This window comes from Methanobacterium petrolearium (genome assembly GCF_017873625.1).
In the GTDB taxonomy this organism is placed as follows: domain Archaea; phylum Methanobacteriota; class Methanobacteria; order Methanobacteriales; family Methanobacteriaceae; genus Methanobacterium; species Methanobacterium petrolearium.
In genome coordinates, this window is record NZ_JAGGKL010000002.1 from 173,018 (window position 1) to 185,289 (window position 12,272).

A 12,272-nucleotide genomic window follows, 5' to 3' on the forward strand; every position below is an offset into this window, starting at 1 on the left:
TTGATGGGGAGCGGGTATGTCCAAAGTAAAAATATTGATTGTTGAAGATGAAAGCATTGTAGCGATGGATATCAAACACCGTGCTGAAGGTCTTGGATACGTGGTCACAGCCATATCCCCCTCAGGGGAAGAAGCTCTGGACAGGGTTGTTGAAAACCGACCTGATCTGGTACTCATGGACATTGTCCTAAAAGGTGAAATGGATGGTATTGAAGCTGCTCAAAAGATAAGGGATGCTTATGGTATTCCAGTTGTGTATTTAACAGCTTATTCTGATGAAAGAACTTTAAAAAGAGCAAAAATCACCCAACCATTCGGTTACATAATTAAACCCTTTGAAGACAGGGAATTACACAGTGCAGTAGAAGTAGCTCTTTATAAACATTTAATGGAAAGCAAACTTAAAGAAAGTGAAAAATGGCTCTATACGACACTGGAAAGTATTGGTGATGCTGTTATTGCCACAGATAAAGGTGGTAAACTCAAATTCATGAATCCCATTGCCAGCCAGATAACTGGTTGGAGTCATGATGAAGCTATTGGTCAACCATTGACCAATGTTTTTAATGTAATTCATGAGGAAAGCGGTGTAAGGGTAGATGATCCAGTTAGTAAAGTAATGGGGGAGGATGCAATAATTGATTTGCCCACTCCAGCACTCCTTATAAATAAAGAAGGTAAACATATTCCTATTGAAGACAGCAGTGCACCTATAAAAGATGAAAATGGACGTATAATGGGTGTGGCATTGGTATTTAGGGATGTAACCCAACGTAGAAAGGAAGCCAAGGAAAGAGAGGAATTGTTGAAAGATAAAGCTCGAGGAGAACTTTCAGGGTTTATGGTCAGTGCTCTACCTGTATTTGCATCCAATATTCCGCCAAAGGTTAGGGATAACATTGTTAGAAGTTTTGGGGATCGTTTTGAGAAAAATATGAAGCCATTATTCTTAAAGGAAATGGAAAAATGCCAAAACATGGGGAGTGATTCTAAAGAAGATTCACACTTATCTCCGGATGTTATATTCAACTGTTATCTTTCCTGGATCAGTGAATTCATGTCTAACTTAGGAATTGTTACTAACACCGTAATTGATTCAGAGGGTGCTAAAAGCCATCTAAATTTTGAGAACTGTCCATGGACAAGTGAAAGTAGTGTTAGTCCAATATTCTGTTTAATCTGCAGGACTATAATAATACGCAGCTTTACCTGGACTTCACTTAAAGGGAATGTAGAACAAAGCCGTTGCTTACTGGATGGCAATAAAGAGTGTTCCTTTGAATTCATAATTTCTCTTAATAAAGGCTAAAACATAATTAATCTAATCTTGCAGGAAAATTTGATGAACATGTAATGAACATATTTAAATGGATAATATTAATTGTAATTAAGTGTAACATGAAATATTAACAGATAAAAGATATAACAACAACACATCTCTGCAGTTATATAGCAGTTATATAATATCGAAACTTATTAACCTAATCTAGGGGGTTTGTTTTTTTGGAACGGATAAAAACAGGAATAGAAGGAATTGACCAGTTTACAGGCGGAATTCCCCATGGCAAATCTGTACTTTTGACTGGGGATGCTGGTTCAGGTAAAACCATATTTGGTTTGCAATTTGCCCTAAAAAGTTCTCAAAACAATCAAAAAACCGTTTACATCACTACTGAAGAGGATTCTAACGACCTTTTTGTTCAGGGAAACACATTCAAGTGGAATATTCAATCCGTTACCGAAAGTGGTTTTTTAACTTTCATTGAACTTGCTGGAGTGCGGGCTAGAGTCATTGAGGCAGAAATCAATATCAATGTTGGATCAATGAAAGGAAATTTCTCCAAATTCCTGAAAGATCTGCCAAAAGATACTGAAGTACTGGTAATTGACAATATAGGTAGTTACACTGCCCAACTCACACCCTACGAATTCAGGGATCGTTTTGACCTTTTGGTGTATGAGTTAAATAAGCGTAACATAACTGCTTTAATCATCTTAGACAGTGCCACTTCCAAAGAATTTAACGAAATAGCTCTTTTCTCTGTTTATGGTGCCATAAAACTCATGAAACGCGAAAACCCCTATACTGGTCGCAGGGAGAGAGTAATGGATGTGGTGAAAATGAGAAGTACCAAGACACCCACCCAGTTCATAACCTATGAGATTGGAGAGGATGGTATACAAATAATTTCTGGAATGGAAAGTAAAGAATAATGAACTAAAAATTAATGAATGGTGATATTTTTAAGAATAAATTAATTTAAAAATCAATTTCAAGTATTTTTTTATTCTTGCATCATATTAGTAGGGGGCTGACTTGAACTGGAATCATCAATGGTGCCACTTGAAGAAACATCACCGGCACTATCTGAAGAAACAGTGCTGCTTGGTGAGACATTACTGGAAGTTGAATATTGATCACTGGTAGATTGTTGGTGCTGTTCGTTAATTTGTGTATTTTCTCCGTTTTGTGAACTATTATTATTAGTATTAGAGTCCTGCATTATTTTGTTGATACCTATTCCTCCAAGAATAAACAGAACAATAAACATCAACAACATAATTTTACTCATATAAATCCGTGTCCTCTTAACTCATTTTTTCATCTAAAATTAAAGAAAAGAGTGCTTAAAGTGTATTAAGCACAGCTAAAATTAGCTTAACTGCATTTTCGACATCTTTTATATTAACCACACTCACTGGGGTGTGTATGTATCTGGATGGAGGTGATATAACTCCTGTGGGGATACCTTCTCTGGTAAGATGAATGGCAGTGGCATCAGTGGTGCCTCCTTCACTAACTTCCAATTGGTATGGTATTTCTTCCTCATTAGCTACATTTATCAGAAGCTCTTTTATCTGAGGATGAGTGATGATTCCCCGCCCACTGGCATCAGTGAGTATTATACAGGGGCCGTCACCGGCTTTGGCTGGTGCGTCTTCCTCCTTCATACCAGGGTGATCTCCAGATATGGTAACATCCAGGGCAAGGGCCATATCTGGATTGATTCGATATGCAGCTGTTCTAGCTCCCTTAAGACCCACTTCTTCCTGCACGGTACCTACTCCATAGATGGTAGCATCGCTATGGGCTCTTTTCAGTACTTCAAGGAGTACAGCACAGCCCACTCTGTTATCCATGGCATTTCCCATCACCAAATCATTTTTAAGTGCAGCGAATTCCTGTTTGATGGTTATGGGATCCCCTATATTTACTATTTCCTCGGCATCTTCCTTACTGTTGGCACCGATATCAATGAACATGTTTTCATAATTTACAGGTTTCTTCTTATCGGCGGCTTTCATTCTGTGTGGTGGTTTACTACCTATAACACCCAGTATTTTCTCACCATTACTGTGAATGAAAACTTCCTGGTTAAGGAGCATCTGATCATTAATCCCACCCAGTTTAGAGAACTTGATGAAACCATTTTTGTCAATGTATCTGACCATAAGCCCGATTTCATCCATATGTGCAGCTAACATTACAGTTTTACCACTAGGTTTCCCTTTCTTAATGGCGATGAGGTTACCCATTTTATCAACCTCTAAATCATCCACATGTCCTTTTAACTCTTCCATCATTAAATTTCGAACTTCATCTTCGAATCCGGACACACCTGAAGCATTGGATAGTTTTTCTAGTAACTGTTTCATATTTAGACCTCTTAAATTACGGAAAATAAAAATTAATAGATTATAAAAAATTTAAGTTCCTTTTCTGTCTTGTTTCATACTATTATGATTGAACAAAGTTCTTATTTTACCATATTATCCTTTTTTGATTATAACTTAAAACGATTTAATGAGAATTAAAATCCCTATAACTACTAAGATAATGGGACCCGCCTGTTCCTGGAGGAAGCTAATGGGTATGATTCCCAAGTTAACTCCATACCACACCAGACCAATTATAATAAATAAAAGGCTGATATAAATACCCCATCTATTAATATTTCTCTTTTTTTCAGGTTTGGAACTTATTGGTTTGTTTGTTGTAGTATTTTCGTCCATTAATATCCCCTAATCTTATTGGCTGTTGTTTTAAAATAGTTATCATAATTTGAAATATTTAAAATATTTTTCTTGATAATTTTTTAATTAATTAAATAATAAATTTGATTATGATAATTTTATTAAATAATCATGCTTGAGAGTGTCAATAGTTAAGTTATTGCCTGCATTGTTTTGAACTGTGAAGCCTTCGTTCTCAATAGCCTGTTGAACACCTGCAAGAATAGTCTGTTTTTGATCCGAAGAGAGATCAGTATTAGAAAGAAATATTGTAATGGTAATGTTGGTTCCACTAGTCATGTCCACTCTGGTCACACGTATTGGTCTGGTGGTTGTGTTCAAAATCCCGATCTCAGCAGAGGTGTTAGCAGCTCCTATTCTTGCTGCTGCTGCTATACTGTTCTGTTCTGTTTGGTCTGTAGCGAAAAATGCAATGAGAAGTATAACAAGTAGTACAAAACCTACCATGAGTATATACTCTGCTGAAAGCTGACCTCTACCATCCATATTAATCATTTTCCTAACAAACCATTTTCCTATTTATCTTATTTATTCCTTATCAATCCCATTATTATTATAGGTTGTGATTAAAAGGGAATAGGCTGATAATTAAACGATATAATTGATGGTTTTTTATAAAGTTATTTCACATTGCGAATGTTGATTGCAGTCTTATTAATTGACTGTAAACTTTAACATAATATGGATAAAAATCAGATAAAGATATAAAGTAATATTCCATATAATTATATATAAGCTTGTAGTGTGATAAATAATAACAATTTATCAAAATATTATATAGAAAATTAAATCGATATATAGATTTTATCAAGTTGAAGGAGCATAAAAAAGTGGGCTTAATGGATCGTGATTCAAGGGGTTATGCAATATCACTTGACCTTTTACTTGCATTAATTCCTCTAACTCTTGTTTTGGGATTGGTAGCTGCCGATATGGATAATTTCATGTATGAGATGCAGGATGTAATTTATCGTGGATCCACAGAAAGAGTGGCTGCTGATACCATGAACACACTCCTAACAACCTCCGGAGATCCATATAATTGGGAAAATAATGTTAGCAATTTGAAAGTACCGGGACTTGCCAAGTACGATACTTTATCACAGCAACCGGATAGATACTATCTCAAACCTCAGAAGATAGGTTCTATAACATCTCAGCAAATTCAAAATGTTGTAGGTGATCAATACGGTTATTCCATGAATATTTCCAGTATAAGCACAGGAACCAATGTATTGATGAGGGGCACTCGTAATGATTCTTCAGTGGACCCTGCAGCTAAGGATGTTGTTCGTGTGGAACGGGTTGTTTTATACTCTGCTTTTGATATTGTTTCCCAGGCAGTTAATATTAGGGGTACTGGTACGCCACTTATTATCACTGCAAATTCCTTCCCTACAAATAAGCAGTATAATGAGGTGTTTGATTATTATGTATATGTTAACAGTACAGGGGTAACTTCTGTTACAGCAGCCACCGTTGATATTAACAGTGTGACGGTTGTTAAATCTAATGATTTCGGAGGAGGAGGACATCCAGTAAATCCTGTGATTAAATTAATTGATCCTGATGAGTATGGATCTGATGTTCTAAAAAATGAGACAGATTTCTTGGATAATGTTGTAACCATAAGATTGGAGGGTAGTCCCACTGACCGGATGAATGTTTATATTCTCCAAGTTCCTAAAGGCACACCTGAAAGTGAAATTAGTTTAAAAGGTGCTGAATTATCGAAATTCCGTGCAATATTGTATGTTTGGGTTAAATAGTATAACGGGTGATCTGATGGATGATAAAGGTTTTGTCTTCACTGCTGATGCAACACTTGCTTTAGTGGTAGTGATCGTGTTTACCGCATCAGTTGTGGTTTATGCGATGCTTCCAGTTTATCAAGGACAGGATCACCAGCATCTGCAGGCTTTGGCAGACAGTGCACTGGCAACTATGGAACAGGATGGAACATTAAGGGACGCAGCTGTTTATTATGCTAATAACGATTCTGAAAATGCAACTTTACTCCTTGAATCTTCTTTAAATGAGCTTATGCCTTCAGATGTTAATTATAGGTTAACTATGAATGGTTACAGTCCAACAGCAGAAAGAACAGGAAACTCGTATATTGCTACTGATGTTGCAACAGGTGTTAGAATCATTTCAGGACCTAAAGAGGGCTGGTTAGGCCGTTCATTCTACAATATTAAAGAAGTGGGGCTGATGGAACAAGATACCAATGTTACCACAACTTTATGGAATTTCCACAACTGGCTTACTAACTTTTATCCTTGGAGTGGTAACAGGTTGGATGATTATCCTTATTGGGGTAGTAACGGTCAAAGTGGTTATTGGGCTTCATATCAAACTATTGATTTCTCTGTTCCCAATGCCACTTCAATTAACTGGGCTAAATTTATTATAAATTCTGCAGCTAAAACTAGTTATGGTAGTGCTTATAGTGCAGGTACAAACATCAACGGCCATAATTATTATGTAGCACAAAATAGGTTCCAATATTTATATTCATATAGTAGTCGTTATATCACTTACAGATTTTATAATAACATGAGTTCAATAAACCCGTCAAATCTTATTAAAGGTGATACAAACAGCCTTTATGTTCATTACACGGATGTGAATAGTTATAATGACATGGCATGGTTTTCTTTGATTGCTAACTACACTGTGAGCATGGTGGTTCCTCAGGGCGTTGTAACTAAATCTTATTACTTTGATGATGCAGCTGGACTTGCATACCCTAATCCGTCAAGTCGTCCTTATTATCCTGATCGAGTTAGTGGTATCACTTATAATTTGAATACTGGGGATACATCAAGCTTTACAGCTAATTCAGGCAGAAGAATATCTTGGAATAATTATATTAACTACCATCCTAATGTTGCTGATGGGACTCCGTTTGTTCTAGTTAGTCCACCCGGTGGTTACGCAGGGTCTGCTATTGCTATTGAAAAAGACATCGATAATACTGATGCAGGAACTATTAAAGATGCTTATCTGGTTATGAATCCTTATGGTGCTGCAGATGGTGCTCGGGTTGAAGTTTATCATCCTTCAATCGGTGGTCAGCCGGCCTACTGGGAAACTGTCTTCAGTTCAAATGTAAACACTCAATATGGCACGGATAGTGGTTATGGTAATTTACCGGGTATTATTAATCTTAAAGGTTACATGGATAAAGGTTATGTTAACAAAGTCCGAATTACCATTTGGGATAATGTTCCGCAGTCTGGTTCTGTAGATTACGATCTAGTGGGTCTTACCAACTGTTATATAATGGTCAGTTCCAGTAAACTTCCAATCTGGTGGGATGAGTATGCTACTGTCAGTGACCAATCCCGCACGAACCAAATCTCGAAAGATATAACCTATGAAGTTCGTTCCAATCAGACTAAAGATGCTTATTTGTTCTTCTCAGGAGGACTGGACACTAAAAATGTTAAAGTAGCATATACTTCCGGTGAACAACTTTATGATGGGTCAACCCCTTATTTGTTGAATTTAGGTGAACTTGATGCTGCCGGACCCCAATTGATGACTAATGGAACTGTTGCCAACCACACATATATTCCTGGTAATTATTCAATTCGTGTAACAGTGACATCTGGAGAAGATTGGGAATCTGGTGATGGATATGCAGAGATATATTCAGGTACCAGAGTAGCAGTAATATACCCTGCTCTTGAGCATGCTGTGTGGACTACTTCTTATGCACCGACAGCTCAAGAAGCCATCGATGAAGCTTACCAACAGCTTTTGGATGATCTACATGAACAAGGATTCTATGACCCAGATCCGGATCTATTCTACAATGAATCTATGTATACTGGCGATTTACCTAACTCTATTCCGGTGAGGTTGGATTTATGGACTTATTAGGTGAGTAATATGGATGAACAAGGTTATGTATTCACACCAACAACACTACTACTACTTATTCCTATTGTTATTGTTGCCATGGCTTATTCGGGCATTTTAAACGACTTAACCATGGTTTCTAGCATGGCTATTGGTGGGGATGTCACTTCCACTACTGCTTTGAATGTTTTCAGTGCAATGGAAAAAGGAACCAGTGATGCAGGAAGAACTGCTGCTTTCAGTGCCACCAAAAAAGTCATAGATGATAGGGAGTTTTTCAGTAAAACTTATATTAATGCATATGGTGAATCAGCGAGTAAGGAATACGTACATAATAGAGTACTTTACACTATGAATGATTATGTTGTACAGTCATGTAAGGATTTGGAAGCACAGACAGGAAGAGAGATATATTTAAATAATGAATCTGTAAATAACCAGACCTCACAATTGATATATTATGATGATATCACTATCACCCAGGAAAATCCCTACTCTTTTTATATTAACATCCGAGGGGGGATACCTATTAGAGTTACCCAAAAAGATCAGACTTATGAAGGTGTCACACCACCTATCAAAGTCCCTGTAAGTATCCAGGGGTTAGAAGATCCATATATCTGGATTAACACACAATATGTTAATAGTAATCTAATCTTCAGTTATCCTGAATACAGGGAGGGATCCAGCAATAAATATAGCTTTGATTCTATTATAAATAAAAATGGAGCAAGTAGTAGGATTCAGTTCCTTTGGGATTGTTTAAATGGAACTAGTAACCCCAGTAGTATCGGAAGTCGTCCTTATTATTTCCCCGATGAGCATGGGCTCAGTTATTTTGATAGGCTGGAAAACAGGACCAACGATACATCCACTGCAGATTCTACTGCTCGTTTGAGTTCTTTCATAATCGGTGATCCATTATTCAATTATCATAATACAAGTTATGTTTCCCATTTGGATCATGAATATTTAACATATCCTTATTACATTCCTTCTGGTGGTGTAACAGATATAAAGATAAAAGATCGTGGAACGTCTTACTCAATGTTGGATCCTTCGGGATATATTTTCTATATTTCCAATAATTATAGAATTTACTTCCAATTGGAAACTGAATATAACTAGATCTGTATAATATATTTCATGTAAACTATTGAATGATAATGATTAAGATGAGACTAGATAATAGAGGAATGGCCACAGCTGAGTTAATCTTTGCAACATTCATTGCTTTGGTTGTTATTGGTGCTATGTTAAGCATGGTAAATGATGAGGTTAATCAAAGTCAGGTAGGAAACCTTGGAGAAGCAAGAATCTCAGGAGAAAACATAGCTGAGGCATTAAACACAGTTTATATAAATGGTAATGGATATTCTGTTATTATTCGTCTGGATCCCAATCCACCTTTCAATGCAGTTATTGAAAGTTCGGGAAATTCGAGTAGCCTAACCATATTTACCAATGGTCAAAGTATTAACATACCCATAATACCCAAACGATTTAATAGCAGTTACAATTTAACTAGTGGTACTAATTATATAATTAAGAACAATGATGGCACCATTGGCATCATAGAATTTATAGAGTAGGTTTTCAAATGGATTTAAAGGATTTAATCGATAATTTAATAGCTAATTTCATCAATTTCTGGAATGCAGGATGGGAAAACAAAGCCCTTGTTGTAGTGGGAGTTGTGGTTTTGATTATTTTACTCTATGCTTTTAATCCGTTTCAAGCCAAAACTAATCTTACCGGAGAAAACAATTCTCAAGTCCCTCAAACTACAACCGTCCCTACAACTGAACCTATCACTGATTCAGTTAACTCTTCTAATTCAACCAATGACACCGGGAACGATACATACCTTATTACTGCAGAACAAGCAAAACAAATAGCTTTGAGGGATAATATTGGATATACTGCAGGAGATCCATTGCAAGGAACTGTTGTGGTTAATCAGACAACTGCAGTGGTCTGGATTGTGCCCCTTTCTAAACACTCTCAATTTGTCAAAAATGTATACGTGGACGTGAATACTGGAATTGTAATTGAGGCTTAAAAAAGAAAACGAATTTTTAATAATATATTTTTTTCTCTTTTATATCTCCCTTATTTCTATAAAATATCGAAACGAAATACTTATTTGGTATATCTTCCCAATATAGAACTCATTACCCCATATGAATTTGAACATAATATCAGAATGTAAATAAACTTTTTGAGAATAAAATAAACTTAATAAATCTACTAAAACTAAATAAAATTAAACATATATAACTTGGCCAACCAGAGATGAAACCATGGAAACATTGTTTGTATTTATAATGATCATTTTATTCTTCGTTCTTATGGCCTTTATATTTTCCACGGCACTTTTAACACCCTTAATTGGTAAAAAGAATTTTTTATTTGTTGTTGGTTTAGGTTTTATTGTGGGTTTGATTGGAGGTGCATTTTTTATTGCTCCTGTTTATGATGATCTCCCAGATATGGCTCGTGGCATTTATATGTCCACCAGTGAGGAACAGGAAATCATAACCATAAACATTTCCACTGATAGTGATGTTAACAAGGCTATAGCAGATGTTGAAAAGATACCAGGGGTTTTGAGTGTTAAAAGTGGGGAAATAACCGTCAAAACAACAACTATAAGTAGTGACTGGAAGAGCAGTTTGGAGTCGAGGATGACCACTGTCAACAGTAACATTAGTTCTGCTAAGATCATCTCCAATGATACCATAATGGTTCAGATAAAACCTGGTAGTGACCCCACCGACGTGATCAAGAAACTCGATGACTGGATGGTTCTGGTAAGTGGTGTGGATATAAGATTCAGTATAGTTGAGGTCCAAGTAGTGGTAGATGCATCCAAGGTGGATGAGGTTGTTGAACAACTACCTCAAGGTGAAGTGGTGGTTACCAATATCAGCGGTCCTGTGGAGAATGAAATCCAAGCCCTTAAACAAAGTCTTCCCTCAAATAATAATATAATCTTATTCTGCGGATTCCTAGGTGTGATAGTAGGTCTAGTGGGAATGTTCATTGATAGCATAATCCAGGGTTTGAAGGCTCTTAAAGATAGATTACGTAAAAAAGAATAGGTTAACACACTCTCTTTTTTAACATCATATCCCCAATTATATCTCATGAACTGGAAATTTAATACCACAATTTTTAATGGTATAATGGTTAAATTTTGATGATTTAAAATAACGAATAACAGTAGATGATAAAAATGAAAGCAGCAGTACTTTTTTCAGGTGGCAAAGACAGTACAATGGCCGCATATAAAGCCATAAACGAAGGATGGCAATTAAAATATCTTCTTTCTGTTTCTTCCACAAACCCCCATTCCTACATGTTCCACGTTCCTAACATCCACCTTACACCCCTACTTTCCCAGGCAATGGAAATACCTCTATTGCAGGCTGAAACTCCTGGAGAAAAAGAGGAAGAATTAAAAGATCTCAAAGATGCGCTTATTAAACTTAAAGAAAAAGGTGTTGATGCAATATTCACAGGAGCCATTGATTCGCAGTATCAAAGATCACGCATTGACCAGCTCTGCCAAGAGGTTGGATTAGAATCTCATGCACCTTTATGGCATTGGGATCCGGAGGAATACATGAAAGAGATCATCCAACTGGGATTTGAAGTGATTATTACCAGTGTGGCTGCAGAAGGCCTGGATGAATCCTGGTTAGGAAGGAAAATAGATGAAGATCTGTTAGGGGAGTTAAAAAAACTTAAAAAAAAATATGGTTTACACATGGCATTTGAAGGTGGTGAAGCTGAAACATTAGTCCTTAATGGTCCCATTTTCAAAAAAAAACTTCATATCCTCAAATCAAAGAAGGTTTGGAATAGAGATAGTGGATATCTCGTCATTGAAGATGCCATATTAAAGGATGTAGATTAATAATTTACCAGAATCAACAACACATCTAACACTTGAAGTCATAACTATTCATATAATTATTTGGAAGTAGCTTTTGTTAATGGTGGCATAACCAGTCAATAAATTCTTCAGGGTTTTTTGTTTTAATGGTCAGTTCAATTTCTCCCAGAGGAGATAAATCATCCTCCACTAAATTAATTATACCTGCAAAAGCTGCTTGCTTGCTAATTTTAAAATTAATTTCATTTAAATCAGGTTCTAATCCTTTAATAAGGATTTTACGGGCAGTATCCCTTATCTGCCTTTTTTCTAGGAATTCTTTAACTGGACGCAATGTTGAAGAGCTTCCAGTTACCGTAACCTGGTCTTCAGTTATTATGAGATCGTCATAGTCAAAAACATTGGAAAAGGCCTCAATAACTTTGTCCAAGTCTTCAGTAGGATGTACTTTTGCGTGTGCTTCCAT

14 protein-coding genes are annotated in these 12,272 nt (G+C 36.3%); 9 read left to right on the plus strand and 5 right to left on the minus strand.

Annotated features, from left to right (window positions below; translation table 11 throughout):
- The first annotated feature begins 16 nt into the window (after positions 1 to 16).
- Both J2743_RS02850 and J2743_RS02855 read left to right on the plus strand, forming a co-directional pair.
- Entirely contained in the window at positions 17 to 1,309 is a 1,293-nt protein-coding gene (locus J2743_RS02850; RefSeq protein ID WP_209625045.1) for a methanogen output domain 1-containing protein, read from the plus strand.
- A gap of 194 nt (positions 1,310 to 1,503) precedes the next feature.
- Positions 1,504 to 2,214, plus strand: a complete 711-nt coding sequence (locus J2743_RS02855; RefSeq protein ID WP_209625046.1) for an ATPase domain-containing protein — start codon at positions 1,504 to 1,506, stop codon at positions 2,212 to 2,214.
- Positions 2,215 to 2,285: 71 nt separating this feature from the next.
- On the opposite strand, the gene J2743_RS02860 is transcribed toward J2743_RS02855, so the two are convergent.
- From J2743_RS02860 to J2743_RS02875, 4 genes are all read right to left on the minus strand, one after another.
- Positions 2,286 to 2,573: a hypothetical protein gene (locus J2743_RS02860; RefSeq protein WP_209625047.1), complete on the minus strand. Its 288-nt coding sequence runs from the start codon at positions 2,571 to 2,573 to the stop codon at positions 2,286 to 2,288.
- 55 nt (positions 2,574 to 2,628) lie between these two features.
- Positions 2,629 to 3,657, minus strand: coding sequence for a M42 family metallopeptidase (locus tag J2743_RS02865; RefSeq protein ID WP_209625048.1), 1,029 nt, complete (start codon positions 3,655 to 3,657; stop codon positions 2,629 to 2,631).
- 135 nt (positions 3,658 to 3,792) lie between these two features.
- Positions 3,793 to 4,014, minus strand: a complete 222-nt coding sequence (locus J2743_RS02870) for a hypothetical protein (RefSeq protein WP_209625049.1) — start codon at positions 4,012 to 4,014, stop codon at positions 3,793 to 3,795.
- 108 nt (positions 4,015 to 4,122) lie between these two features.
- A complete protein-coding gene (locus J2743_RS02875; protein ID WP_209625050.1) occupies positions 4,123 to 4,530 on the minus strand; it encodes a class III signal peptide-containing protein in 408 nt (135 codons plus the stop codon).
- Positions 4,531 to 4,874: 344 nt separating this feature from the next.
- Here J2743_RS02875 and J2743_RS02880 point away from each other — a divergent pair, with 344 nt between their 5' ends.
- The 7 genes from J2743_RS02880 to J2743_RS02910 all read left to right on the plus strand — a co-directional run bounded on the left by J2743_RS02880 (position 4,875) and on the right by J2743_RS02910 (position 11,827).
- Positions 4,875 to 5,804, plus strand: a complete 930-nt coding sequence (locus tag J2743_RS02880; RefSeq protein WP_209625051.1) for a hypothetical protein — start codon at positions 4,875 to 4,877, stop codon at positions 5,802 to 5,804.
- 16 nt (positions 5,805 to 5,820) lie between these two features.
- On the plus strand, positions 5,821 to 7,926 hold the full coding sequence (locus tag J2743_RS02885; RefSeq protein WP_209625052.1) for a hypothetical protein: 2,106 nt from the start codon (positions 5,821 to 5,823) through the stop codon (positions 7,924 to 7,926).
- A 9-nt stretch (positions 7,927 to 7,935) separates the two neighbouring features.
- Complete coding sequence (locus J2743_RS02890) at positions 7,936 to 9,033, plus strand: hypothetical protein (RefSeq protein WP_209625053.1); 1,098 nt, start codon at positions 7,936 to 7,938, stop codon at positions 9,031 to 9,033.
- A gap of 47 nt (positions 9,034 to 9,080) precedes the next feature.
- On the plus strand, positions 9,081 to 9,497 hold the full coding sequence (locus J2743_RS02895) for a hypothetical protein (RefSeq protein ID WP_209625054.1): 417 nt from the start codon (positions 9,081 to 9,083) through the stop codon (positions 9,495 to 9,497).
- A gap of 8 nt (positions 9,498 to 9,505) precedes the next feature.
- On the plus strand, positions 9,506 to 9,967 hold the full coding sequence (locus tag J2743_RS02900; RefSeq protein WP_209625055.1) for a peptidase: 462 nt from the start codon (positions 9,506 to 9,508) through the stop codon (positions 9,965 to 9,967).
- 241 nt (positions 9,968 to 10,208) lie between these two features.
- On the plus strand, positions 10,209 to 11,009 hold the full coding sequence (locus J2743_RS02905) for a DUF485 domain-containing protein (protein WP_209625056.1): 801 nt from the start codon (positions 10,209 to 10,211) through the stop codon (positions 11,007 to 11,009).
- 134 nt (positions 11,010 to 11,143) lie between these two features.
- Complete coding sequence (locus J2743_RS02910) at positions 11,144 to 11,827, plus strand: diphthine--ammonia ligase (protein ID WP_209625057.1); 684 nt, start codon at positions 11,144 to 11,146, stop codon at positions 11,825 to 11,827.
- Positions 11,828 to 11,903: 76 nt separating this feature from the next.
- On the opposite strand, the gene J2743_RS02915 is transcribed toward J2743_RS02910, so the two are convergent.
- Entirely contained in the window at positions 11,904 to 12,272 is a 369-nt protein-coding gene (locus J2743_RS02915) for an RNA-binding domain-containing protein (protein ID WP_245247971.1), read from the minus strand.